Below are 25946 nucleotides of genomic sequence, written 5' to 3'. Positions count from 1 at the left end.
TTCTTTTCGGTCACTTGATTGACTGCTTGGATTTTGAATTCTTCGGGGTAACGCGGGTTGCTCATGGCACCTCCTAATTGGCCTCAGTTTAAGGCAAAGAGGTGTCTACGAAACCCGGGGCGATTCACTTGCTAGTCGAAGCGAGTCGGCTGTCCCGATAGTCAGCGATGATCTCGGCAGAAAGGGCGGCTAACGAGTATTTGCCTAGATTCTGGATGAGTTGCTTTGCCTTAGTTGCCTCAGCTTTGCGCGTGCTGGGCTTCTTCGTCGGCGTGACATCCGCCAGATAACGCTGCAGGGTTTTTTCCAGCGTCATGCGCTCTGACCCGCTTCGCTGGATGTACACACCACGCACCATCTCATCCTCGGTGCGTCGTGACCAATCCTCGGCGTCGCGTTTGGTGCGGAAGGTTTTGGCGTTGGTCGGCCATCCGGTCTTGCGGATGACCGCCTTCCAGGTGCCGGCGGGGGTTTTGACGATTGTAGCCATCTGAAGGACTCCAAAGGCGTGCAAGCTAAGCCGCACTGTACCTAATTTGTACCTTTAGACCATAGGACTGCATCTGAGATGGATCCGCCAAAAACACGAAAGCCGCGCAGTGCGCGGCTTTGAGTATGGTGGGCCCACACGGACTCGAACCGTGGACCAAAGGATTATGAGTCCTCTGCTCTAACCAACTGAGCTATAGGCCCCAGTGGTCGCGGATTATAGCGAGGGTTTCGAGGCTGTGCTATCCGAAAGATCCGAAACTGCCCGGCGTAGAAAGGTCGCGGCGAATTCAGGCGCCGCCAGCGGCAGGCTGACGATGTAGCCCTGGATCTGTTCGCAACCCTCGGCCGCCAGAAATTGCTGCTGCGCCTGGTTCTCCACGCCCTCGGCGATGATGGTCAACTGCATGCTGCGCCCCAGCGCAATGATCGCCCGCGCAATCGCCGCATCGTGCGGGTCATCCGGCAGGCCGCGGATAAACGACTGGTCGATCTTGAGGATGTCCAGAGGCAGGCGTTTGAGGTAACTGAGCGAGGAGTAGCCGGTGCCGAAGTCGTCGATGGCCAGTTGCACACCGATGCGCTTGAGCTGGTGCAGGATGGCCAGCGCCTCCTCGGCCTGGCTCATGATGAAGTTCTCGGTGATCTCCAGCTGCAGGTCACCCGCCTTGAGCTGGTGAGTGCGCAGCAATTGCTCGATGCGCTGTACCAGCAACGGCTGACGCAACTGCGCGCCCGCCAGGTTGACCGACAGCGGCCCGAACGCAAGGTAGCTGTGCTTCCACGCTTGCATCTGCCGGCACGCCTGCTCCAACACCCAGTCGCCCAGCTGCAGAATCATGCCATTTTCTTCAGCCAGCGAGATGAAGTGCTCCGGCGGTACGTCGCCGAAGGTCGGGTGGCGCCAGCGAATCAGGGCCTCGGCGCCCACCAGGCTCTGGGTCTTGAGGCTGAACTTGGGCTGGTAGCTCAGGCTCAGTTCCTTGCGCTCGATGGCGCGGCGCAGTTCGTGCTCCAGCGCGATGCGCTCGGCGGCCTGGGCGGTCAGGTCGCGGGTGTAGCTCTCGACCCGGTTGCGCCCCTTGGCCTTGGAGCGGTACATGGCCGCATCGGCGTTGCGGATCAACGAGGCCACGTCGGTGCCGTCCTGGGGGTACAGGCTGGTGCCGATACTGGCACTGGTGAAGAACTCGTGTTCGCCGGCCTGGAACGGTGCGCCAAAGCAGGCCAGTAGCTTGTTGGCGATATGCTCGGCATCGCTTGGCTGGTGCAGGCCGGGCAGCAGGATGATGAATTCGTCCCCGCCCAGGCGTGCCACGGTGTCGTTGTCGCGCACCTGTTCTTTCAGGCGCTGCGCGATTGCCTTGAGCAGCAGGTCGCCGACCGGGTGGCCGAGGCTGTCGTTGATGTGCTTGAAGCGGTCCAGGTCGAGGAACAGTACCGCGCCCTGGCGACCCGAAGGCTGTGGGCTGCTGAGGGCGGCCTGCAGCCGGCTTTCGAACAGGGTGCGGTTGGGCAGGCCGGTGAGGGGGTCATGGTGGGCCTGGTAGTCGAGCTCGGCCTGGGCATGCTTGAGGCTGGAGATGTCGGCGAACACGGCGACGAAGTGGGTGATCTCACGCTCGTGATTGCGCACGGCGCTGATGGTCAGCCACGCAGGGTAGAGCTCGCCGCTCTTGCGCCGGTTCTGGATTTCGCCCTGCCAGTGGCCCTCGGCGGTCAGCTGGTGCCACAGGGCGGCGTAGAAGGCGCTGTCGTGCTGGCCCGAGGCGAGCAGGCGCGGGGTCTGGCCCAGCGCTTCGAACTCGCTGTAGCCGGTGATTTCGCTGAACGCGCGGTTGACCGCACTGATGTGCTGGTCGATGTCGGTGATCAGTACGCCTTCGGCCGTGTTTTCGAACACAGTGGCCGCCAGTTGCAGTTTTTCCTGCATCAGGTGACGCTCGGTGATGTCGCGGGCGATGGTCAGCATGCAGTCCACGCCGGCAATCGGCAGCGGCCGCGCCGAGACTTCGCACAGGCGGATCTGCCCGTCGGCGCGGCGGATGTGGCAGCTGAAGTCGCGTACGAAGCCGTTTCGGTTCAGCAGCTCGAGCAGTTGCCGGCGCTCGTTGAGGTCTACCCAGATGCCCAACTCCAGGGTGCTGTGGTCCAGTACCTGGCTATCGAAGCCGGTGATGCGGCAGAACCCGTCGTTGACCTCGATCAGCAGCCCGTCGCTCTGGCGCGACAGCAGCAGGCCGTCAGGCGAGGCGTGGAAGGCCTTGGCGAACTTTTCTTCGGAGGTCTGCAGTTGCTCCTGGGTCTGTTTGAGCTGGCTGATGTCGCGCACCGCCACCACCAGCGCCGGGGTGCTGTCCAGGTCGAATATCTCCGCCGAGGTGAGCCCGGTGAACAGCTGGCCGTTGCTGCGCCGAAAAGGCATTTCGAGGTTGCGGATATTGCCGCCCTGCAGGCGCTGCAGCGGGGCTGGCCCCTGGTCTTCGATGCCCCACAGGTTGAGCTCGGCGGCGGTGCGGCCGATCACCTGGTCCTGGCTCAGGCCGATCTGGTCCTCGAAGGCTTCGTTGACCTCCAGCAGGCAGCCATCGCTGACCCGGGCGATCAGCAGGATGTCGGGGCATTGCTGGAACACCGAGGCGAACTTCTGCTCCGACAGACGCAGGGCCTGCTCGGTGTTCTTGGTTTCGCTGATGTCGATCATCAGCCCGCGCATCACCGGGGTGTGCCCATGCTCGATCAGGCTGACGATGTCGCGTACCCACAGCACCCTGCCATCGGCGCGGATCACCCGGTAGTCCAGGCTGTGGTCCCGGCCGGCGGCGGTTTCGCTGTCGCAGTAGGCCTGTGCCCAGAGGGCGTCGTCCGGGTGCAGGATGTCGCGCCAGAAGCCGGGCTTGAGCCATTGGCTGATCGGGTAGCCGAGCAGGTCTTCGGCGTGGGGCGAGACATAGCTGTAGGTGAAGTTGTTGGCATCGGCTTCCCAGGCAATCGCCGAGAGGCTCTCGACCAGGCCGCGGTAGTGGTACTCGCTGCTGCGCAGCTCCTGTTCCAGGGCTATGCGCCGGGAAATTTCCGAGCTTAGCCGGCGGTTGACGCGCATCACCGCCGCCAGTATCGCCACCAGCAGCAGGATGCCGGGCAGGCCGTAGAGCAGCAGGTCGCGCCAGCGGTTGCTGTTTTCCAGCACTTTGCCGACCCAGCGCTCCTGGATATGACTGAGCTCGGCCGGGCTCATGTCGGCAATCACCTTGTCGAGGATGCCGATCAGCATCTTCTGTTGGCGCGGGGCCGCCATGGCCAGCTGGTAGCGGTAAGGGGTTTCGCCGCTGACGTAGAGCCCTTCGAGCTTTAGCTGGCGCAGGCTCCAGACGCTGGAGGCGAGGTCGCCGACCACGGCATCGACTTCGTCGGTGGCCAGGGCCTGAAGCGCCGAGCTGACATTGGGCAGCGCCACCAGGTTGAGGTCGGGGTGGTGGGTACGCAGCAGTTCGTGTGGGGCGTAGTTCTCCACCACGGCGACTTTCAGGCCGTACAGCTCCTTGAGGTCACGGGGCCTGGGCCCGCCTTCGTGGGCCAGGATCACGATGGGGAAGTCGAGGTAAGGGCGGGTGAAGGCCAGGTAGCCCTGGCGTTCGGGGGTGGACATGATGCCGGGCAGCAGGTCCAGCTGGCCCTGCCGGGCCTGTTCGAGCACGGCCGACCAACTGCTCGGCTCGATCGGCGTGAACACAACACCCAGGCGCTCCTGGATCAACGCAATGTAGTCGGCGGCCAATCCCTGGTACTTGCCGTCCTGGTCACGGTATTCGAAGGGTGGCCAGGATGCGTCGACGCCCAGGCGCAGCTGCGGATGCGCACTGAGCCAGGCTTTCTCTTCGTCGTTCAGGGTCAAGGCGCCGGCCGCTGCACTCCACATCAGCAGGAGGGGCAGCACGAGGGCCGGCAGTCTGGGCATAGCGGCCTCGTCACTCAAGTGGATAGATTCGAGTGTAGACGGGGGTTTGACCGAAGGGCGAAGAACGCAGGGGTTAAAACGTCAGGGCCTGAAAAAGAAAAACCCCGGCATTTGCCGGGGTTCGTCATTACTCGTCGAGGAAGGAGCGCAGATGCTCGCTTCGCGTCGGGTGGCGCAGCTTGCGCAACGCCTTGGCCTCGATCTGACGGATCCGCTCGCGGGTCACGTCAAACTGCTTGCCTACCTCTTCGAGGGTGTGGTCGGTGTTCATGTCGATACCGAAACGCATGCGCAGCACCTTGGCTTCACGTGCGGTCAGGCCGGAGAGCACGTCCCGGGTCGCTTCCTTCAGGCTTTCGACCGTGGCCACATCGATTGGCGACTGCATGGTCGAGTCCTCGATGAAGTCACCCAGGTGCGAATCTTCGTCGTCACCGATCGGGGTTTCCATGGAGATCGGCTCTTTGGCGATCTTCAGTACCTTGCGGATCTTGTCCTCAGGCATCTCCATGCGCTCACCCAGCTCTTCCGGGGTCGGTTCACGACCCATTTCCTGCAGCATCTGCCGGGAAATGCGGTTGAGCTTGTTGATCGTCTCGATCATGTGCACCGGAATACGGATGGTGCGGGCCTGGTCGGCGATCGAGCGAGTGATCGCCTGACGGATCCACCAGGTGGCATAGGTCGAGAACTTGTAGCCACGACGGTATTCGAACTTGTCCACCGCTTTCATCAAGCCGATGTTGCCTTCCTGGATCAGGTCGAGGAATTGCAGGCCACGGTTGGTGTACTTCTTGGCGATGGAGATCACCAGACGCAAGTTGGCTTCGACCATCTCTTTCTTCGCGCGGCGGGCCTTGGCCTCACCGATCGACATGCGACGGTTGATGTCCTTGATCTCGGCGATCGTCAGGCCGGTCTCTTCCTGCAGGTCGATCAGCTTTTGCTGGCAACGCACGATATCGGCGTCCAGGCGGCCCAGTGCTTCGGCCCACTTGGCGCTGCGCTTGGACAGATCGCCGCTCCAGGTGGTGTCCACTTCGTTGCTCGGGAACAGACGCAGGAAGTCGGCACGTGGCATGCGGGCATCACGCACACACAGTTGCATGATGGCGCGTTCCTGGGCGCGCAGGCGCTCCAGGGCGCTGCGCACGCGCTCCACCAGTACTTCGAACTGCTTGGGTACCAGCTTGATCGGCATGAACAGCTCGGCCAGTTGCAGCAGCTCGGCAATGCCTTGCTTGCTGTGGCGACCGTGCTTCTTCAGGACCTTGGCGGTTGCTTCCAGCTGGTCGGCGACAGCGCCGAAACGCTGCTGGGCGACGACCGGATCGGGGCCGCTTTCGACCTCGTCCTCTTCATCGCTGGCGCCTTCCTTCTCTTCTTCCTCGTCGTCGTCCGCATCGGCCTTGGCCGGGGCTTTTGGATCGACAGGCGGCGGTACTTCGGCCGGCGGCGCGATGCCGTCATCCGGGTCGATGTAGCCACTGAGCACGTCGGACAGACGGCCACCTTCGGTGGTGACGCGGTCGTATTCGCCGAGGATGTAGTCGACGGTGCCCGGGAAGTGCGCAATGGCGCCCATCACTTCACGGATACCTTCTTCGATACGCTTGGCGATTTCGATTTCGCCTTCGCGGGTCAGAAGCTCGACGGTACCCATTTCACGCATGTACATGCGCACCGGGTCTGTCGTGCGACCGATATCGGTCTCCACGGCCGCCAACGCTGCGGCAGCTTCTTCGGCGGCGGCTTCGTCGGTATCGGCCTCGGCCAACAAAAGGGCATCCGCATCCGGAGCACTCTCGAATACGTTGATCCCCATGTCGTTGATCATGCGGATGATGTCTTCCACCTGCTCCGGATCTGAAATATCCTCTGGCAGGTGGTCGTTGACCTCCGCGTAAGTCAGGTAGCCCTGCTCACGACCGCGGGTGATCAACTCTTTGATGCGAGACTGCTGTTGCGCTTTTCCGGACATAACACCCTATCCACTGAAGGTCTTGGCGGGCAAAAAACAAGCCGAGGATTATACCCGAGCTAGGACCTCACGCGCCAGTTGAGGTCGGGGTTTGTGCGGGAACATTCCGGCTTAACAGGTCACGCAGCTGATTTTTCTCGTCTGCGCTCAACTCACTTTGACGTGCTTTCCTGAGCAGATGTTCCAGGCTGCGCTCGCGTTGGCGAGCGGACAAGCTAGTTATGGTGTCGAAAAACTGTTGTTCAAGGTTGTCGGCATCGATCAGCCATTCCTTTTCTGCCAATGCGCGCAACAATCGGCCCTGTTCGGTGCCGTGCCAACGCGCGATCAGCTGTAAGGAGCGTAGCTCAGGATTCTTTTGCAAGGCTTCGAGCAACGCCACCAGCAACTGGGCATACACATGCTCTTCAGCGGCGAAATGGCTGGCATCCTCGACCTTCTTGGCCAGTTGTGGGTGGTGCATGAGGGTGCGCAGGGCGCTCAAGGTCGGCGGTTCCACCGACGTCGGCACCCGCGGCGGTGGCTGGAAGTCGCGTTTGCCGTTCTTGTCCCACGGCTTGCCCTTCTTGTCCCAGGGCTTGCCTTCCCACTTCTTCTTCTGCCCGCCCTGGCTTGGTGTCCATTGTTGCTGCTGCGGCTGGAAATGCTCGGGCTGGTGGAAGTCGCTGTAATCCGGGCTGTAGTCGGGAATCGCATCGTAGTCGATGCCCGGGTCGTACGCCGGTGGCGCCTCGCTGGGGGCGCTGTGGGCCAGTTGTTCGACCTGGTGCAGGTCCAGGCCGGTTATTTCGCGCAGGCGGTTGCGCATCAGGGCCTTGAGGTTGGCGCCGGGCACTTTGTCGATCAACGGCGCGGCCAGGGTCACCATGTGCGCCTTGCCTTCGAGCGACCGCGGGTCGGCTTCTTCGGTCAGTTGCTGGAAGAAGTAATCGGCCAGCGGCTGAGCATGCTGGTTGATGCGCGCACGGAAGGCGTCGGTGCCCTCGGCACGCACCAGGGTGTCCGGGTCTTCGCCTTCTGGCAGGAACAGAAAGCGCGCCTTGCGCCCGTCCTGCAGGCTCGACAGCGTGGCTTCCAGGGCGCGCCAGGCGGCATTGCGGCCGGCCTGGTCGCCGTCGAAGCAGAACAGCACGCTGGGCACCACGCGGAACAGGCGCTTGAGGTGGTCTTCACTGGTGGCGGTGCCAAGGGTGGCCACGGCATTGCGCAAACCTTGCTGGGCCAGGGCGATGACGTCCATGTAGCCCTCGACCACGATGATCTCGTCGAGGTTGCGGTTGAACTTGCGTGCCTCGTACAGCCCGTAGAGCTCCTGGCCCTTGTGGAACACAGGGGTTTCGGGGGAGTTCAGGTACTTGGGCTTGTCGTCGCCCAGCACCCGCCCACCGAAGGCGATGACCCGGCCACGGCTGTCGCGGATGGGGAACATCACGCGGTCGCGGAAGCGGTCATAGCGCTTGCCGGTCTCGGCATTCTCGATCAGCAGGCCGGCGTCGACCATGGCCTTTTGCTGCAGGGCGTCGCTGCTCAGGTGCTTGAACAGGTTGTCCCAGCCCGGCGGCGCGAAGCCCAGGCCGAAGTCGCGGGCGATTTCGCCGGACAGGCCGCGGCCCTTGAGGTATTCGACGGCCGAGCGGCGTGTCGGGTGGTTCTTCAGGGCCTGGCGATAGAACTCGGCAGCGGCCTCGAGCAGCGGGTACAGCGGCGAATCGGTGGGCTGGCGCGGCTTTTGCCCGCGGCTGCTCTCTTCGCGCGGCACTTCCATGCCGGCGGCCTTGGCCAGCTCTTCGACAGCCTGGGGGAAGTCCAGGTTGTCGTGGTCCATGATGAAGCCCAGGGCGTTGCCGCCGGCGCCGCAACCGAAGCAGTAGTAGAACTGCTTGTCGGGGCTGACGCTGAAGGAGGGGGTCTTCTCCTTGTGGAACGGGCAGCAGGCCGTGTGATTCTTGCCGGACTTTTTCAGGTTTACACGCGAACTCACCACGTCGACGATGTCGGTGCGGTTGAGGAGGTCGTCAATAAAACTCTGGGGAATCAGCCCGGCCATGGCACTCTCGTCATCAGGCGACAATCAAGTGTAATCGCTAATGCTGCGGGAACAGCGACGCATTCGATGCAAGCTCGAATGACGTGACACAAAAAAGGAAAGGGGGTGTGCTCGTCTGCAGCCGGTGAAGGCTCGTCAGGGGTGACGTGCACTGCTGGCGGTAAGGCCAGGTCTGACGTGTAAGGCAGGCTTGCCCTTGCTGCATAGCAGTTTGGGCATCTCAGGCGCTCGACCCGAAGGTCCAGGCCAGAGGAAACAGCATCAACTGCCGACAGCCCGGCTTGCACCGGGCATGGCAGAAGCTGGCGACGAACGTCTGTATCAGTACAGACGAACGGCGCGGCGCTGTTCGCGCTGAACTTTCTTGGCGTGGCGTTTGACAGCGGCTGCTGCCTTGCGCTTACGCTCGGAAGTTGGCTTCTCGTAAAATTCGCGGCTACGAACTTCAGCCAGTACACCGGCTTTTTCGCAGGAGCGCTTGAAACGACGCAGAGCTACGTCGAAGGGTTCGTTCTCTTTAACTTTGACGGCTGGCATCCAGAGCTACCTTCATTCATTACCGGGGGTCAACGAACTCGTGGCAAATATGTGCACTGGAGAACGTCGGTTTTTAAGGGTTGCGGATGTTAACCCTTAGCTGGCCTGAATGCAAAGCCTCTGATCGAAAACCGCTGGTCGGCACCGGGAGCGAGGACTATCATGCGCGCCTTCGAATTCAGCCCCAACAAGGCGCAAACCCATGCTAGTACTGGGATTGGAAACATCCTGCGACGAAACTGGTGTCGCATTATACGACAGCGAACGCGGCCTGCTGGCCGATGCACTGTTCAGTCAGATCGACCTGCACCGCGCGTATGGCGGGGTTGTGCCGGAGCTGGCCTCGCGTGATCACGTCAAGCGCATGCTGCCGTTGATCCGCCAGGTGCTGGCCGAGGCCGACTGCGTGGCCACCGAGATCGACGCCATCGCCTACACGGCAGGCCCTGGCCTGGTCGGGGCGCTGCTGGTGGGGGCTTCGTGCGCCCAGGCGCTGGCCTTTGCCTGGGGCATCCCGGCCCTGGGCGTGCATCACATGGAGGGCCACCTGCTGGCACCGATGCTCGAGGCACAACCGCCGGAGTTTCCGTTCGTCGCCTTGCTGGTGTCGGGCGGCCATACGCAGTTGGTACGTGTGGATGGCATCGGCCAGTACGAACTGCTTGGCGAGTCCCTCGACGATGCGGCCGGCGAAGCGTTTGACAAGACGGCCAAGATGATGGGCCTGAACTATCCCGGTGGCCCGGAGATCGCGCGCCTGGCGCTGCAGGGCGTGCCGGGTCGGTTCGTGTTCCCGCGGCCGATGACCGATCGTCCGGGCCTGGATTTCAGCTTCAGCGGCCTGAAGACCTTTGCCCTGAACACCTGGCAGCAGTGCCAGCGTACCGGGGACGACACCGAGCAGACCCGTTGCGACATCGCTCTGGCGTTCCAGCAGGCGGTGGTGGAGACTTTGACCATCAAGTGCAAGCGCGCCCTCAAGCAGGCCGGGCTCAAGCGCCTGGTGATCGCAGGTGGGGTGAGTGCCAACAAGGCCCTGCGTGCCTCGCTGGAGGAGATGCTGGCCGGGCTCAAGGGCAATGTGTACTACGCGCGCCCCGAGTTCTGCACCGACAACGGCGCGATGATCGCCTATGCCGGGTGCCAGCGTCTGGCGGCCGGGCAGCGGGAAACCCTGGCGATCAGCGTGCAGGCACGCTGGCCGATGGAGCAGTTGCAGGGGCTGTGAGCATGAGCGCCGCTCATGTGAACGCCTCAGAAATGCCGTTCGCGCCCGGCAAAAAGGTCGCGTAGATTGCCGCGATGGCGCCATACGATGAGCACGGTCAGCACGCTCATCGGCAGAAGCGCCTCGGGCTCGCGCCAGGCCAGCAGGGGCAGGGCCAGGGGCGTTGCGATCAAGGCGGCCAGCGAGCTGGTGCGGGTCAGGTAGAAGGTCAGCAGCCATGCGCTGATGGCCAGCAGGGCGGCCGGGGGGTAGAGCCCCAGCAATACGCCGGCGGCAGTGGCCACGCCCTTGCCGCCGCGAAAGCGGAAGTACAGCGGAAACAGGTGGCCGACCACCGCGCACAGGCCTATCCAGGCCTGCTGCTGCTCGTTGAGGCCGACCAGGCTGGCGATCAGCACGGGCAACAGGCCCTTGCACAGGTCGCCAAGCAGGGTCAGGATCGCCAGCTTGCGGCCTGCCAGACGCAGCATGTTGGTGGCGCCGGCATTGCCTGAGCCGCAGGCACGCGGGTCGGGGCTGCCGCTCAGGCGGCTGAGAACGATGGCGAAGGACAGCGAGCCGAGCAGGTAGGCGAGCGACGCCAGTAACCAAAACATGCTAACTATTCCGGGCGAGGACGCCCTGATTCTAGCGGCGCAAGGCGCCCTTGTCGTGCTGTGGAGAGAAGTGCTTGGACAGAGTGTTCATCGAAGGGCTGGAAGTCGACACCGTGATCGGCGCCTATGACTGGGAACGCGGTATTCGCCAGTGCCTGCGCCTGGACCTGCGGTTCGCCTGGGACAATCGCCCGGCGGCGGCCGGCGACGACCTGAGCCTGGCCCTGGACTATGCCAGCGTCACGGCACGTATCCAGGCATTTGCCGAACAGGCCAGCTATGAGCTGGTCGAGACGTTCGCCGAACGCCTGGCCAAGGTGCTGATGGACGAGTTCCAGATTCCCTGGCTGCAACTGAAGCTGACCAAGCCTGGCGCCATCGCGGCGGCAAGCGGGGTGGGCGTGGAGATCGAGCGCGGATGTCTCTGACCCCGGTATACCTAGGCCTTGGCAGCAACATCGAGCGCGAGCGGCACCTCGGCGCCGGGCTCGATGCGCTGGCTGCGATGCTCAGGGACATGCGCTGCTCGACGGTGTTCGAAAGCCAGGCGGTGGGCATCAAGAGCGGGCCGTTTTTCAATCTGGTGGTCACCGGCCTGACCGACCTGCCATTGCTTGAACTGGACCGTCGCCTGAAGTTCATCGAGGCCGACAACGGCCGTTATGCTCCGGATCGCAAGGGGCTGCCGCTGGATATCGACGTGCTGATGTATGGTGACCTGCACGGCAGTTTCGACGGCCTAGTGTTGCCAAGGGCCGAAATTCTCAAGAATGCGTTCGTCTTGTGGCCATTGTCGTTGATCGCGCCGGAACTGGTGCACCCTGGAGCAGGCAAGAGCATGGCCCAGTTGTGGCGGCAGGCGCAGATCGACCAGGTACTCGAACCGGTGCCATTCACCTGGAATGGCAAGGCGCTGCCGCTGGACTGACGGTCAGGGGCGGCAATCAGGAATCGCCGCCCTTGCCGGCCTAACGATTCAGGGTTTGGCGCTTTCCTTGTAGGCCTTGAGCGCATTCAGCCGCTCGCGCTTGATCGCCTCGCCCAGGCCCTGGCCGGTGAAGCCCTTCTCTACCAGTGGCTGCACCGCCACTGCCCGCGCGGCGTCTGCTGCGCCACGCAGGTAGGCGGCCTGCGGATAATCACGCTCCTCCAACCCCAGTCGCCCGCGCGCGTCCATCTCGCACGCGGCGATGAACTCTTCAAAGCGTTGCGGGCGCCGGTACACGTCGAAGCGCTGCAGCAACTCCAGCAAGGTCGATGCCTTCAGCTCCAGGGCCCGGTGGCCATGGGTATGGTACTCGCCCACCAGCAAGGCCAGTTCCTGGCAGTCGCGCGGTACCTTGAAGCGCTGGTTGACCGCCTTGATCGCCTTCAGCCCGCGGTGCTCATGGGCGATATGCCGCGGCCACTCCTCTTCGGGGGTCAGGCCTTTGCCCAGGTCATGCAGCAGGCAGGCCCAGCGTACCGTCAGCGGCTGGTTGTGACGGGCCGCCTGCTCCAGCACCGACAGGGTATGCACGCCGGTGTCGATTTCAGGATGATGCGCCGCAGGTTGCGGAACGCCGAACAGCACGTCGAGTTCGGGCATCAACTGCTTCAGTGCACCGCAATCACGCAGCACCTGAATGAACACCTGGGGTTGTTCTTCCATCAGGGCGCGGGCGATTTCCTTCCAGCTGCGCTCGGCGGTAAGGGCCTGCAGTTCACCCGGCTCGCTCAGCTCGCGCATCAGTGCGAGGGTTTCGGGGGCTACCTGGAAACCCAGCCCGGCATAGCGCGCAGCGAAACGCGCTACGCGCAGCACACGCAGGGGATCTTCGGCGAACGCGGGGGAAACGTGGCGTAAAATCCGGTCTTGGAGATCCTGCTGGCCCTTGTACGGGTCGGTGATCCGGCCCTGTTCGTCCTCGGCCATTGCATTGATGGTCAGGTCGCGCCGCACCAGGTCTTCTTCCAGTGTGACCTCGGGGCTGGCATGGAAGGTGAAGCCGCCATAGCCGCGCCCGCTTTTGCGCTCCGTACGCGCCAGTGCATATTCTTCACCGCTGTGAGGGTGAAGGAAGACGGGGAAGTCGGCCCCCACCGGACGGTAGCCCAGGGCCTGCATCTGCTCGACCGTCGCACCCACCACCACCCAGTCGATATCGGTGACCGGCCTGCCCAGCAGGCGGTCGCGCACGGCACCACCGACTTTATAGATCTGCATGAAAAAACCTCCGTTGAGGCCACAGGATACCCTGTCTGGCCACAACGGAGGTTGGCGCGGGCGGCTACAGGTGGACGACAGCCAGGTCCAGCCGTCCGTAGTCACCTTCGCCGTGTTCGCCCTTTGGGGGGACGTGGTGGGTCTTCATCACCTGGTCGCCTTGCAGGGTCTCCAGATGGATGTCGAAGCCCCACAGGCGGTGCAGGTGCTTGAGCACCTCGTCGGTGGAGTCGCCCAGCGGTTTGCGGTCATGTTGCTGGTGACGCAGCGTCAGCGAGCGGTCGCCACGCCGGTCTATGCTCCAGATCTGCACGTTGGGTTCGCGGTTGCCCAGGTTGTATTGCGCGGCCAGGATCTCGCGGATGGTGCGGTAGCCTGCTTCGTCGTGGATGGCCGGTACCAGCAGGTCGTCCTTCTGGTCGTCGTCCAGGATGCTGAACAGCTTGAGGTCGCGAATCACCGTGGGCGACAGGTACTGCAGGATGAAGCTCTCGTCCTTGAAGCTGCTCATGGCGAACTTGATGGTCGACAGCCAGTCGCTGCCGGCAATCTCGGGGAACCACCGGCGGTCTTCCTCAGTGGGGTGCTCGCACATGCGCCGGATGTCGCGGTACATGGCAAAACCCAGGGCATAGGGGTTGATGCCGCTGTAATAGGGGCTGTCGAAGCCTGGCTGGAACACAACGCTGGTGTGCGACTGCAGAAACTCCATCATGAAGCCCTCGGTCACGAGGCCCTCGTCGTAAAGGTCGTTCATCAGGGTGTAGTGCCAGAAGGTCGCCCAGCCTTCGTTCATCACCTGGGTCTGGCGTTGCGGGTAGAAGTACTGTGCGATCTTGCGCACGATGCGCACGATCTCGCGTTGCCAGGGTTCGAGCAGCGGGGCGTGCTTCTCGATGAAGTATAGGATGTTTTCCTGCGGTTCGGCCGGGAAGCGCGCGTTGTCTTTCTCGTTGTACTTGTCGGTGCCCTTGGGAATGGTGCGCCACAGGTCGTTGATCTGCTTTTGCAGGTGTTCTTCGCGGTCCTTCTGGCGGCGACGCTCTTCTTCGGCGGAGATCGGGTAGGGCCGCTTGTAGCGGTCGACGCCGTAGTTCATCAGGGCATGGCAGGAGTCCAGCAGGTCTTCCACCGCGTCGATGCCGTGGCGCTCCTCGCACTGGGTGATGTACTGCTTGGCGAACACCAGGTAGTCGATGATCGAGCTGGCGTCGGTCCAGGTGCGGAACAGGTAATTGCCCTTGAAGAAGCTGTTGTGCCCGTAGCACGCGTGCGCCACCACCAGCGCCTGCATGCAGATGGTGTTCTCCTCCATCAGGTAGGCGATGCAGGGGTCGGAATTGATCACGATTTCGTAGGCCAGGCCCATCTGGCCGCGACTGTACGATTTTTCTGTGCTCAGGAAATGCTTGCCGTAGGACCAGTGGTGATAGCCCAGCGGCATGCCGACCGACGCATAGGCGTCCATCATCTGCTCGGCGGTAATCACCTCGATCTGGTTGGGGTAGGTGTCCAGGGCGTAGCGCTCGGCCAGGCGACTGATTTCGCGGTCGTATGCCTGGATCAGCTCGAACGTCCACTCGGACCCGGTGGAAAGGGGTTGGCGCTTCTGCTCTCTGGCGGTCATGTGGCTAACCTGCGCTGGAAGAGTTCACGGAAAACCGGGTAGATATCGCCGGCCGACACCAGCTGCTGCTGGGCGAAGGTATCGGCGAAGGCTTCGCCGATGCGTTCGTATTCGAACCACAAGGCCTGGTGCTCGCGAGGGGTGATCTCGACATAAGTGTAGTACTGCACGAACGGCATGATCTGCTTGGTGAGGATCTCGCGGCAGATGGGCGAGTCGTCGTTCCAGTTGTCACCGTCCGAAGCCTGGGCCGCGTAGATGTTCCATTCGCTGGCCTGATAGCGCTCGGCCATGATTTCCTGCATCAGTTTCAGGGCGCTGGAGACGATGGTGCCGCCCGTCTCGCGGGAATAGAAGAACTCTTCCTCATCCACTTCGCGCGCGCTGGTGTGATGGCGGATGAACACCACCTCGATCTTGTCGTAGTTTCGCTTCAGGAACAGGTACAGCAGGATGAAGAAGCGCTTGGCGATGTCCTTCGTGGCCTGGGTCATGGAGCCGGACACGTCCATCAGACAGAACATCACGGCCTTGGAACTGGGGTTGGGCTGCTTGACCAGCAGGTTGTACTTGAGGTCGAAGGTGTCGAGAAAGGGTACGCGGTGTATACGTGCACTCAGACGTTCTATTTCCCCTTCGATTTCCTGGATATCGCCGAAGTTGTCCGGCTCTTCGCGCTTCAGGCGTGCCAGTTCTTCCTGGGCGGCGCGCAGTTTGGCGCGGCTGCTGCCCGACAGCGCAATGCGCCGCGCATGGGCTGAGCGCAGGGTGCGGATGATATTGATGCGCGACGGGTTGCCTTCGTTGCTGATGCCCGCGCGCACGGTCTTGAAGGTGTCGGTGCCGGTCAGGTGACGCTTGACCAGATTGGGCAGCTCGAGGTCTTCGAACATGAACTCGAGGAATTCTTCCTGGGTGATCTGGAAGACGAACTCGTCCATGCCTTCGCCGGAATTGCCGGCCTTGCCCTTGCCGCCGCCTCCACCGCCGCCCTGCGGACGCGCGATATGCTCGCCGGCGGTGAACTCCTTGTTGCCCGGGTGTACGACGGTCTGCTTGCCGCCGCGTCCATGGTGCAGTACCGGTTCGTCGATATCCCGGCCAGGAATGCTGATCTGCTCGCCATGCTCCATGTCGGTGATGGAGCGACGGCTCACGGCCTCTTCGACGGCCTTCTTGATGTGGTCACGGTAACGCCGCAGAAAGCGCTGGCGGTTGACCGTGCTCTTGTTCTTGCCGTTCAGGCGTCGGTCGATCACATAGCTCATAGGCCCCTCCGGGAGTAGGCAGTAGCTGCAAGCTTCAAGCTTCTAGCTTCAAGATGGGCAGCGCTGTCGCTGCAGGCCCGGCGCATACTCCGGGCTTGCAGTTGACAGCCTGACGCTTGCCGCTTATTGCGATTTCCTGACCCGCAGGTACCATTCCGAGAGCAGCCGGACCTGTTTGTCCGTGTAGCCGCGTTCGACCATTCTCGTAACGAAGTCGTTGTGCTTCTGCTGGTCCTCCTTGCTCGCCTTGGCGTTGAAGCTGATGACCGGCAGCAGGTCTTCGGTGTTGGAGAACATTTTCTTCTCGATCACCACCCGCAGTTTTTCGTAGCTCAGCCAGGTCGGGTTCTTGCCGTTGTTGTTGGCCCGGGCGCGCAGCACGAAGTTGACGATCTCGTTGCGGAAATCCTTCGGATTGCTGATGCCAGCCGGTTTCTCGATCTTCTCCAGCTCCTCGTTGAGGGCGATGCGGTTGAGGATCTCGCCGGTTTCGGGGTCGCGGTACTCCTGGTCCTGAATCCAGAAGTCGGCGTACAGCACATAACGGTCGAAGATGTTCTGCCCGTATTCGCTGTAGGACTCCAGGTAGGCGGTCTGGATTTCCTTGCCGATGAACTCGATGTAGCGCGGTGCCAGGTATTCCTTGAGGTAGCGCAGGTAGCGCTCGCGCACCTCGGCCGGGAACTGTTCCTGTTCGATCTGCTGCTCCAGCACGTACAGCAGGTGCACCGGGTTGGCCGCGATTTCATGGGGGTCGAAGTTGAACACCTTGGACAGGATCTTGAAGGCGAAGCGGGTCGACAGGCCGTTCATGCCTTCGTCGACACCGGCCGAGTCGCGGTACTCCTGGATCGACTTGGCCTTCGGATCGGTGTCCTTGAGGTTCTCGCCGTCATACACGCGCATCTTGGAGTAGATGTTCGAGTTCTCCGGCTCCTTGAGGCGCGACAGCACCGTGAACTGGGCCAGCATCTTCAGGGTGTCGGGTGCGCAGTGGGCCTTGGCCAGGGAGCTGTTGAACAGCAGCTTGTCGTAGATCTTGATCTCGTCGCTCACGCGCAGGCAGTACGGCACCTTGACGATGTAGATCCGGTCGATGAACGCCTCGTTGTTCTTGTTGTTGCGAAAGCTGTGCCATTCCGATTCGTTGGAGTGGGCCAGCAGAATCCCGGAGTAGGGGATGGCGCCGAGGCCCTCGGTGCTGTTGTAGTTGCCCTCCTGGGTGGCGGTGAGCAGCGGGTGCAGGACCTTGATTGGCGCCTTGAACATCTCGACGAATTCCATCAGGCCCTGGTTGGCCCGGCACAGTGCGCCCGAATAGCTGTAGGCGTCGGCGTCGTTCTGCGGGAATTCCTCGAGCTTGCGGATATCGACCTTGCCCACCAGCGCCGAGATGTCCTGGTTGTTCTCGTCGCCCGGCTCGGTCTTGGCCACGGCGATCTGGTTGAGGATCGAGGGGTAGAGCTTGACCACCTTGAACTGGCTGATGTCACCGCCGAACTCGGCCAGGCGCTTGGTCGCCCAGGGCGACATGATGGTGTTCAGGTAGCGGCGCGGGATGCCGAAGTCCTCTTCGAGGATGGCGCCGTCCTCGGTGGCGTTGAACAGCCCCAGCGGGGACTCGAACACCGGCGAGCCCTTGATGGCGTAGAAGGGCACCTTTTCCATCAGTTGCTTGAGTTTTTCAGCCAGGGACGACTTGCCGCCACCCACCGGGCCGAGCAGGTAGAGGATCTGTTTCTTTTCCTCCAGGCCCTGTGCGGCATGGCGGAAGTAGGAAACGATCTGGTCGATGCATTCTTCCATGCCATGGAAGTCTTCGAAGGCGGGGTAGCGCCGGATCACCTTGTTGGAGAAGATCCGCGACAGCCGCGAGTTGTTCGACGTGTCGACCAGTTCCGGCTCACCAATAGCCATCAACAGGCGTTCGGCCGCCGACGCATAGGCACTACGGTCCTGCTTGCAGAGCTCAAGATACTCCTGCAGCGAGAGCTCTTCCTGACGGGTGGACTCGAAACGTTGTTGGAAGTGGCTAAAAATACTCATGACGTCACCTCGCTCGATACGTGGAGCCGACGTCGGATCGATCAGTTGATGCTGGCATGCAGACGGCACTGCCGCCTGCTGTATACCCCCCAGAACACCCTTGGAACCTTACCGATGACCCGCACGCCGGTGTACCGGCTCTCCCCTTTTTGGATGGCCTGGGCTTAAGGATAGTTGGTAATCGGCGAGGTCAAGGGCGGTTGGGCGATTAGTTCGCCACGACCGTTCGTCTGGTCTGGCGCGAGCCCGCGCAGGGCGCGGGCTGCAGGCCAACAAAAAAATTATTCGGCAGAGCCCTGGGCGGTTTCTGCCGGGAAGGTGGCGCGCCACAGCTCGAAGCCGCCGTCGAGGCTGTAGACGTCGGAAAAACCCTGGCTGACCAGATACGCGGCCGCGCTCTGGCTGGAGTTGCCGTGGTAGCAGACCACCACGGTGGGGGCGTCGAGGTCGGCGCCGCGGATGAAGTCGGCGACCGACTGGTTGTCCAGGTGGCGGGCGCCGGTGATATGGCCGTTGGCAAAGGTGGGCTGGTCGCGGATATCGACCACCACGGCGCCTTGCGCAAGCAGCGCCTGAGCCTGCTCTGGAGGGATACGTTTGAATTCGCTCATGGGCGGGTCCTTCAGGATTGATCGGCTATTCTAGCCGGTTGCACGGGGCTGGCCAGCGGGCGAACGGTGCCTTCTTCGGTGCACTCGCAGCGGTGGTACTGGCCGGTATCGACATTGAACAGGGTCATCGCACCGCCCCACACGCAGCCGGTATCCAGTGCGTACACGCCTGGCTCGGTGCAGCGGCCCTCGAGGGCTGCCCAGTGTCCAAAGATGATCTTCACGTGACGCGAGCGACGGCCCTTGTGGGCGAACCACGGTTTGTAGCCGGGTGGGGCGGTGTCGGCGCCTTCCTTGCCCTTGAGGTCCAGTTTGCCCTCGGCGGTGCAGAAGCGCATGCGGGTGAAATAATTGGTGATGACCCGCAGGCGTTCGACCCCGCCCAGGTTCTTGCTCCACTTGTTCGGCTCGTTGCCGTACATGCCGTCCAGATAGAGCTTGAGCCGATTGTCATCGCGTAGCACTTCTTCGACCTCGCCAGCCAGCTCCAGCGCCTTGCCCAGGGTCCACTGCGGTGGAATGCCGGCGTGCACCATCGCCACGCCGCGCTGCTCGTCGTAATGCAGCAGCTTTTGCCGGCGCAGCCAGTCGAGCAGTTCGTCGGCATCCGGGGCATCGAGAATCTCGCGCAGGGTGTCGCTTTTCTTCAGGCGCTCGATGGTGTGCCAGGCGGCCAGCAGGTGCAGGTCGTGGTTGCCCAGCACGCACACCAGCGAGTCGCGCATGGCGTACAGATAGCGCAGGGTTTCCAGCGACTCGGGGCCGCGGTTGACCAGGTCGCCGACCAGCCACAGGCGGTCGACCGACGGGTTGAAGTTCACCCGCTCGAGCAGGCATTTGAGCGGTTGCAGGCAGCCCTGGAGATCGCCGACGGCATACACCGCCATCAGTGCAGCGACCCGGGTACGGCCAGGCGGAACGCCTTGATCGGGGCCTCGAAACGGATGCCATCCTCGGCGAACATCTGATAGCTGCCTTCCATGGTGCCCACCTGGGTGCTGAGCACGGCACCACTGCTGTAGGTGTGGCTCTGGCCAGGCTCGATCAGCGGCTGCTGACCGATCACCCCGGCGCCCTTGACCTCTTCCACCTGGCCATCGCCATTGGTGATGAGCCAGTGACGCGACATCAGCTTGGCCGCCACCGAACCGTTGTTGTGCACGGTAATGGTGTAGGCAAAGGCAAAGCGGTCGTTTTCGGGATCGGAATGTTCTTTGAGGAAGCGGGTAACGACGTCGACGTCGACCTGATAGCGGGGATCGGACATTCAAGAGGGCCTTGGCAACAGACGCGAATACGGCAATGGCATCAGTCTAGGCTATCGGCGGGGTTGCCGGCCAGTCATGCGGGCATGACCGGCCGTTATCAGGTGTTACTGCGGCTGTTCGGCCAGCTTGTCGGCCAGGCGCACGAAGGCGGCCAGGTCCAGTTGCTCGGGGCGCAGGCTGCCATCGACACCGGCGGCGGCGATCTCGTCGCTGCTGAGCAGGGCCTTCAAGGTGTTGCGCAGTGTCTTGCGGCGCTGGTTGAACGCTTCGCGCACGATGTGCTCGAGCAGGCGATGATCCTTTGCCGGGTGCGGCAGGGTGGTGTGGGGTACCAGGCGCACGATGGCCGAATCGACCTTGGGCGGTGGGTTGAACGCCCCCGGGCCGACGTTGAACAGGTGTTCCACGCGGCAGTGGTACTGCACCATGATCGACAGGCGGCCCCAGTCGCCACCGCCCGGGCCGGCGGCCAGGCGCTCGACCACTTCCTTCTGCAGCATGAAGTGCATGTCGCGGATCAGCTCGGCGTTGGCCAGCAGGTGAAAGATCAGTGGGGTGGAGATGTTGTACGGCAGGTTGCCGACCACCCGCAGGCTGTGCGGCGCGGCGCCCAGGCTGGTGAAGTCGAACTTGAGCGCATCGCCCTGGTGCAGGCGGAAGTTGTCACGGCCGGCGAACTGCTGGTTGAGGATCGGTACCAGGTCCTTGTCCAGTTCCACCACATCCAGCTGGCCGCCGCTGTTGAGCAGGCCCTGGGTCAGGGCGCCCTGGCCCGGACCGATTTCCAGCAGGCGCTCGCCTGCCTTGGCGCTGATCGAGCGCAGGATGCGGTCGATGACGCCGGCGTCGTGCAGAAAGTTCTGGCCGAAGCGCTTGCGCGCCTTGTGTTGGTATTGCTCGGTCATAAATGGGTCTCGGCCATCTGGTAGGCGGTTTCCAGTGCTACCTGCAGGCTGCCGGTGTCGATCCTGCCGGTGCCGGCAAGGTCCAGGGCAGTGCCGTGGTCCACCGATGTGCGAATGATCGGCAGGCCCAGGGTGACGTTCAAGGCGGCGCCGAAGCCCTTGTACTTGAGCACCGGCAGGCCCTGGTCGTGGTACATCGCCAGCACTGCGTCGCAGTGCTCCAGATATTTGGGGGTAAACAGGGTGTCGGCAGGCAACGGGCCGCGCAGGTCCATGCCTTCGCTGCGCAGGCGCGCCAATGTCGGTTCGATGATGTCTATTTCTTCGCTGCCCAGGTGGCCGCCTTCACCCGCATGCGGGTTGAGCCCGCACACCAGGATGCGTGGCTGGGCGATGCCGAACTTGCTCTGCAGGTCGGCATGCAGGATCCGCGTGACCCGCTCCAGGCGTTCGGCGGTGATGGCGTCGGCCACTGCGCGCAGCGGCAGGTGCGTGGTCACCAGGGCCACGCGCAGCCCGCGGGTGGCAAGCATCATCACCACTTGCGTGGTGTGGGTCAGCTCGGCGAGGAATTCGGTATGCCCGGAAAACGCAATGCCGCTTTCGTTGATCACGCCCTTGTGCACGGGCGCGGTGATCATCCCGGCAAAGTGCCCGTCAAGGCAGCCCTGGCCCGCACGGGTCAGGGTTTGCAGTACGAAGGCGGCGTTGCGTTTGTCCAGCTGCCCGGCGACTACCCGGCTTGCCAGCGGCGTGTCCCACACGTACAGGCTGCCCGCAGGGGCAGGCGCATCCGGGAAGGCGTCGGGGCTGACAGGCAGCAGCGTGACGGCCACGCCCAGTTGCGCGGCCCGCTCGACGAGCAGGTCACGACTGGTAATGGCGATCAGGGGGTGGGGCTGGGCGTGCTCGGCGAGCAGCAGGCACAGGTCAGGTCCTATGCCGGCCGGCTCGCCGGGTGTCAGGGCGAAGCGCTGGTGTTTCACTGGGCTGCCTGGTCGGCGCCAGGAAGCTTGATTTCAACATAGGCTTCGTCGCGGATCTGACGCAGCCAGCTTTGCAGCTCTTCGTCGTACTTGCGGTTGCGCAGCACGTTCATGGCTTGCTGCTCGCGTGCCTGTTCGGTGCTGTCGGTGGAGCGACGGCCCAGGACTTCCAGTACGTGCCAGCCGTATTGGGTCTGGAACGGCTTGGACAGCTGACCCTGAGGGGTGCTGGCCATGACTTCGCGGAACTCGGGTACCAGTGCGTTCGGATCGACCCAGTTGAGGTCGCCGCCATTGAGCGCTGAACCCGGATCTTCGGAGAAGCTCTTCGCCAGCTCGGCGAAATCTTCGCCGGCGCTGATGCGTTCATAGAGCTTTTCCGCCAGTTGCTGGGTGGCGGCTTCGCTGCGCACTTCGCTTGGCTTGATCAGGATGTGGCGAACATGCACTTCGTCGCGCAGCTGTGTCTGGCCGCCGCGCTTTTCCTGCAGCTTCAGGATGATGAAGCCACCCGGTGTGCGTACAGGCTCGGTGACGTCACCCACAGCCATGGTGCTGAGCAGGCGATCGAAAGGAGGTGGCAGCTGGGCGGCCTTGCGCCAGCCCATCTCGCCACCTTCCAGTGCGTTCTCGCTGGCCGAACGGGCAGTCGCCAGCTGGGCGAAGTCGGCGCCTTGCTTGAGCTGCTGGTAGATCGCGGCCGCTTGCTGGCCAGCCGCCTGGATAGCCGCCGAGTTGGCGCTTTCCGGGGTCGGGATCAGGATGTTGGCCAGGCGGAACTCTTCGGACAACTGCATCTTGCCCAGGTCCGAGGCGAGGAAGTTCTTCACTTCCTGTTCCGAAACCTGGATGCGTTCGGCTACCCGGCGCTGGCGCACGCGGCTGATGATCATCTCGCGACGGACCTGCTCGCGGGCGTCATCGAACGACAGGCCGTCATGGGCCAGGGCCGCACGGAACTGGCTCATGTTCATGCCGTTGCGCTGGGCAATGGTGTCCATGGCCTGGTTGAGTTCTTCGTCGGTGATGCGGATGCCGGAACGATCGCCAATCTGCAGTTGCAGGTTTTCCACGATCAGGCGCTCCAGCACCTGCTGGTCGAGCACGCCGGGCGGAGGTGTGGCGCCGCCGCGCTTGGCGATGGTCTGTTCGACCTCGCGCACGCGCTGGTCCAGCTGGCTTTGCATGACCACGTCGTTGTCGACGATGGCCACCACCTTGTCCAGGGTCTGCACCGCGGCGTGCGCGGTGCTGCTCAGTAATACAGCGCCCAGCATCAGCGGGCGCAGACAGTCAATAAGCTTGGTCTTCACGTGCACGGTAACCTTGAATGCCTTCGTCGAGGAAAGTTTCGACCTTTTTACCCACTACACCACCGAGGCCTTTCAGCACGATCTGCAGGAAGATCCCATGGTCGCCTTTTTCGTTGGAGGGTGCGTCCTGGCTGTATTCGTCGTAATCGATCCAGTAGCGGTTGATCAGACGCAGCTTCCAGCAGCAGTTGTCGTACTCGAAACCGCCCATGGCTTCCAGGGTGCGGTTGCGGTTGTAGTCGTGCTGCCAGCGGGCGATTGCAGTCCACTGCGGAACGATCGGCCACATGACGGAGAAGTCATGTTGCTGGATCTTGTAGTAGTCCTTCACGTAGTTCGGAGTGCCAGGTGTGCCGTAATCTCCGCCGCCGACTTGCCATTGGCCGGTGCTTTGGTTGTAACGGACAGTATCGTTACGATAGCGGTAGCCCAGGTTGACGATCTTGTTGACGTTATCGGCAGGCTGGTAGTGGAACATAGTGCTGCCTGAGCGTGTGCTACGGCTATCCGGATCCCAGTTGAAGTTAGAGTTCAAGCGCCAGTCGCGGTTGAAGCGGTACTCATGCTCCAGCGCATAGGGTGATACGTCAGCCTTGGCATCTTCACGGGTGCGCCAGTCAATACGTGGCAATTGAACCTTGCGATCCTTGAAGTAGAAGGCCTGGCCGATACTGAAACGTTGGCGCTCGAAACCGTTTTCCTCAATCCAGCGATTGGTAATGCCGAGCGACAGCTTGTTCTCGTCACCGATCCGGTCGGAACCGCTGAAGCGGTTTTCGCGGAACAGGGATGAGTAGCTGAAGGTCGATTCACCTGTATCGAACACGGGGATGTCGGTCTGGTCCTTGTATGGGACATTCAGGTAATACAGGCGCGGTTCTAGCGTCTGGCGGTAGTTAGTGCCGAACCACTGAGTGTCGCGATCAAAGTACAGGCCGCTGTCGACGCTTAAAATCGGTACATTGCGGTTCTGCGAACTGCTGAACTGCTCATCAGCAGCTAGCGTATTCTTCCCGCGTTGATCGAGGTCTAGATCGTAGCTGGTGTGAATGAATTTCACCGATGGCTTGAGAAAACCATAGCTTGTGCTCATAGGCAGGCTAACCGACGGCGCCAATGTGACGCGATCGCCATTGGCGCGGGCCAGGCCTACTACACGTTCGTCATACCGCAACTCGGGGTTGCCGTTTTCATCAACAAAGTTACCGTGACGCAGGTCGCGGTCAAATCGCACGAACTCAGTGTTGTAGCCAAAGACGAGGCCGCCTGGCTTGTAGGGTAACTTGCCATTGAAGGTAATCTGCGGCAATCGATCATATGGGGTGATCTTGCTGATGGTCGCCAGCTTGTAGGCTTGCAGATTGAGTCGGGCGGTATAGTCACCGCCGCGGTAAGTGAGCGTACCGCGTTGGTTGACATAGTCAGTGCTCTGTACGCCGATCTGATCCGATTCCAGATCCTGGAAATAGTACGGATCGCTGATGTCGGTGTAATCGACCTCGGTCATCAGGCGCTCGTCCAGGCCACCCTTGTGCTGCCAGTTGATCAGCCAGCGTTTTTCCTTGTAGTCGGACTGGCGCTTGCGCTCGTCCTCCTCGTCATTCAGCCACGCACCACCGAACTGCCCTTCGCTGGACTTGGTCAGGTAGCGGAACTCGCCTTCCATCAACAGGCCGCGCTTGGCCATGTAGCGTGGATACAAGGTGGCGTCGTAGTTCGGTGCCAGGTTGAAGTAGTACGGCGTGACCAGCATGAAGCCGGTGTCGCTGCTGGTACTGAACGATGGCGGCAGGAAGCCGGACTGGCGACGGTCATCGATCGGGAAGTAGATGTACGGGGTGTAGAGCACCGGTACATCCTTGACCCGCAGGGTGACGTTGGTCGCGGTACCGAAGCCGGTGGCCGGGTTCAGCGTGATGTTGTTGCCCTTGAGCTGCCAGGCGTTGCTGTTCGGCTCGCAGGTGGTGTAGGTACCGTCCTTGAGGCGAATGATCGCGTTTTCGGCACGCTTGGCGTACAGCGCGTTACCGCGGATACGCGACTTGTGCATCACGTACTCGGCGTTGTCGACCTTGGCTTCACCGGTGTCGAGCTGGATGTCGGCGTGATCGCCAACCACCAGCGAACCGTTGTCGCGGATCTTGACGTTGCCGCTCAGTTCGCCACGGTTCTCGGCCTGATACAGATTGGCCTCGTCGGCCTCGACCTGCATGCTGCCCTGGCGCATCACCACGTCACCGGCGAGGGTGGCGATCTGCTGCTCCTGCTGGTAGCGCGATACCTTGGCACCGATGAAGGTCGGCGACTCGTCCTTGGGCGTGGTGTCATCCATGCCCGGACGGGTTGGCTCGATGTAGGCCCCGGAGCAATACGGGCCGGCTTCGGCGAGCTGGGCAGGGGTCAGCTGATCGCGTGGTACCCAGTCCAGATGGCTGTAGTCGGCGCTGCGTGCCTTCAGGCCGCGCCCCTTGGTTTCGGTGACGAGTGCTGGGCCCTTGCCCACCGCTTCGGCACTGCCGTCGGCGCTCTGGGCAGGCGTTTCGCCGGCCGAGCTGACCGCCGCACCGTCATGCACAGGGCGTGGTGGCAGGTTCGCGGTGCTGGTCTTGGGCTTGCAGTCCCAACCTCCGGCAGCGGAAACTTGGCAGTCGAACTGCTCGGCAGCCACCACGTACGACGTGGCCAGGGGTTGCATCGCCAGCAGACCGCCGGTGACGAGCAACGGGAATTTTTTACGAAACGCGGGGGATTTCAATGCCATCTTATTAGTCCGGGCTTCCTGCGTGCCATCTGCCCGCGTGTGGGGCCGCACGCCTCTCGATGGTCTGAAAAAGATGCTGGATAATAAAGCATGACCCGCTTGACGGCTAGGGCCGTCGG

19 protein-coding genes, 1 tRNA gene and 1 pseudogene are annotated in these 25946 nt (G+C 62.4%); 3 read left to right on the top strand and 18 right to left on the bottom strand.

Annotated elements, in window-relative coordinates; all coding sequences use genetic code 11:
* Positions 1–136 precede the first annotated feature (136 nt).
* The 6 genes and pseudogenes from QMX96_RS16295 to rpsU form a co-directional block, all read right to left on the bottom strand.
* Positions 137–490 (bottom strand): annotated as a pseudogene (locus tag QMX96_RS16295) (site-specific integrase); the annotation flags it as partial.
* A gap of 126 nt (positions 491–616) precedes the next feature.
* Positions 617–693, bottom strand: a tRNA-Ile gene (locus QMX96_RS16290).
* Positions 694–706: 13 nt separating this feature from the next.
* Positions 707–4447, bottom strand: a complete 3741-nt coding sequence (locus QMX96_RS16285; RefSeq protein ID WP_043863741.1) for a bifunctional diguanylate cyclase/phosphodiesterase — start codon at positions 4445–4447, stop codon at positions 707–709.
* A 127-nt stretch (positions 4448–4574) separates the two neighbouring features.
* Entirely contained in the window at positions 4575–6428 is a 1854-nt protein-coding gene (rpoD, locus tag QMX96_RS16280; protein ID WP_043863742.1) for an RNA polymerase sigma factor RpoD, read from the bottom strand.
* 67 nt (positions 6429–6495) lie between these two features.
* Complete coding sequence (gene dnaG, locus QMX96_RS16275; RefSeq protein ID WP_043863743.1) at positions 6496–8475, bottom strand: DNA primase; 1980 nt, start codon at positions 8473–8475, stop codon at positions 6496–6498.
* Positions 8476–8796: 321 nt separating this feature from the next.
* Positions 8797–9012 (bottom strand): 30S ribosomal protein S21, encoded by a 216-nt coding sequence (rpsU, locus tag QMX96_RS16270; protein WP_002551877.1) that lies wholly within the window; start codon positions 9010–9012, stop codon positions 8797–8799.
* A gap of 202 nt (positions 9013–9214) precedes the next feature.
* On the opposite strand from rpsU, the gene tsaD reads away from it, so the two are divergent.
* Positions 9215–10240 (top strand): tRNA (adenosine(37)-N6)-threonylcarbamoyltransferase complex transferase subunit TsaD, encoded by a 1026-nt coding sequence (gene tsaD / locus QMX96_RS16265; protein ID WP_054915962.1) that lies wholly within the window; start codon positions 9215–9217, stop codon positions 10238–10240.
* Positions 10241–10266: 26 nt separating this feature from the next.
* Here the strand turns inward: tsaD and plsY are convergent, their stop codons facing one another.
* Entirely contained in the window at positions 10267–10836 is a 570-nt protein-coding gene (plsY, locus tag QMX96_RS16260; RefSeq protein WP_043863745.1) for a glycerol-3-phosphate 1-O-acyltransferase PlsY, read from the bottom strand.
* 74 nt (positions 10837–10910) lie between these two features.
* On the opposite strand from plsY, the gene folB reads away from it, so the two are divergent.
* Complete coding sequence (gene folB / locus QMX96_RS16255) at positions 10911–11264, top strand: dihydroneopterin aldolase (RefSeq protein WP_043863746.1); 354 nt, start codon at positions 10911–10913, stop codon at positions 11262–11264.
* Entirely contained in the window at positions 11255–11764 is a 510-nt protein-coding gene (gene folK, locus QMX96_RS16250) for a 2-amino-4-hydroxy-6-hydroxymethyldihydropteridine diphosphokinase (protein ID WP_282362060.1), read from the top strand. Before folB ends, folK begins: the two co-directional genes overlap by 10 nt.
* A 48-nt stretch (positions 11765–11812) precedes the next feature.
* Here the strand turns inward: folK and QMX96_RS16245 are convergent, their stop codons facing one another.
* From QMX96_RS16245 to QMX96_RS16195, 11 genes are all read right to left on the bottom strand, one after another.
* Positions 11813–13042 carry a multifunctional CCA addition/repair protein gene (locus tag QMX96_RS16245; protein WP_282362059.1) on the bottom strand — a complete coding sequence of 410 codons (1230 nt, stop codon included), beginning with the start codon at positions 13040–13042 and terminating at the stop codon, positions 11813–11815.
* A 64-nt stretch (positions 13043–13106) separates the two neighbouring features.
* Positions 13107–14669, bottom strand: coding sequence for a SpoVR family protein (locus QMX96_RS16240; protein ID WP_043863749.1), 1563 nt, complete (start codon positions 14667–14669; stop codon positions 13107–13109).
* A complete protein-coding gene (locus tag QMX96_RS16235) occupies positions 14666–15937 on the bottom strand; it encodes a YeaH/YhbH family protein (protein WP_043863750.1) in 1272 nt (423 codons plus the stop codon). The genes QMX96_RS16240 and QMX96_RS16235 overlap by 4 nt, the downstream gene beginning before the upstream one ends.
* Positions 15938–16060: 123 nt before the next feature.
* Positions 16061–17983: a PrkA family serine protein kinase gene (locus QMX96_RS16230; RefSeq protein WP_043863751.1), complete on the bottom strand. Its 1923-nt coding sequence runs from the start codon at positions 17981–17983 to the stop codon at positions 16061–16063.
* 281 nt (positions 17984–18264) lie between these two features.
* A complete protein-coding gene (gene glpE, locus QMX96_RS16225) occupies positions 18265–18594 on the bottom strand; it encodes a thiosulfate sulfurtransferase GlpE (RefSeq protein WP_282362058.1) in 330 nt (109 codons plus the stop codon).
* A gap of 11 nt (positions 18595–18605) precedes the next feature.
* On the bottom strand, positions 18606–19481 hold the full coding sequence (locus tag QMX96_RS16220; protein WP_282362057.1) for a symmetrical bis(5'-nucleosyl)-tetraphosphatase: 876 nt from the start codon (positions 19479–19481) through the stop codon (positions 18606–18608).
* On the bottom strand, positions 19481–19861 hold the full coding sequence (gene apaG, locus QMX96_RS16215; protein ID WP_043863754.1) for a Co2+/Mg2+ efflux protein ApaG: 381 nt from the start codon (positions 19859–19861) through the stop codon (positions 19481–19483). Before apaG ends, QMX96_RS16220 begins: the two co-directional genes overlap by 1 nt.
* A gap of 105 nt (positions 19862–19966) precedes the next feature.
* A complete protein-coding gene (gene rsmA / locus QMX96_RS16210) occupies positions 19967–20767 on the bottom strand; it encodes a 16S rRNA (adenine(1518)-N(6)/adenine(1519)-N(6))-dimethyltransferase RsmA (protein ID WP_282362056.1) in 801 nt (266 codons plus the stop codon).
* A complete protein-coding gene (gene pdxA, locus QMX96_RS16205) occupies positions 20764–21753 on the bottom strand; it encodes a 4-hydroxythreonine-4-phosphate dehydrogenase PdxA (protein ID WP_116052337.1) in 990 nt (329 codons plus the stop codon). Before pdxA ends, rsmA begins: the two co-directional genes overlap by 4 nt.
* Complete coding sequence (locus QMX96_RS16200) at positions 21750–23066, bottom strand: peptidylprolyl isomerase (protein WP_043863757.1); 1317 nt, start codon at positions 23064–23066, stop codon at positions 21750–21752. Before QMX96_RS16200 ends, pdxA begins: the two co-directional genes overlap by 4 nt.
* Positions 23047–25827, bottom strand: a complete 2781-nt coding sequence (locus QMX96_RS16195; protein WP_282362055.1) for an LPS-assembly protein LptD — start codon at positions 25825–25827, stop codon at positions 23047–23049. Before QMX96_RS16195 ends, QMX96_RS16200 begins: the two co-directional genes overlap by 20 nt.
* Positions 25828–25946: the final 119 nt, after the last annotated feature.

It is taken from the genome of Pseudomonas sp. PS01300 (assembly GCF_029960155.1).
GTDB classification, from domain to species: domain Bacteria; phylum Pseudomonadota; class Gammaproteobacteria; order Pseudomonadales; family Pseudomonadaceae; genus Aquipseudomonas; species Aquipseudomonas palmensis.
The sequence above is the reverse complement of the archived record's forward strand: the minus strand, read 5'-3'. Positions and strand labels throughout refer to the sequence as shown.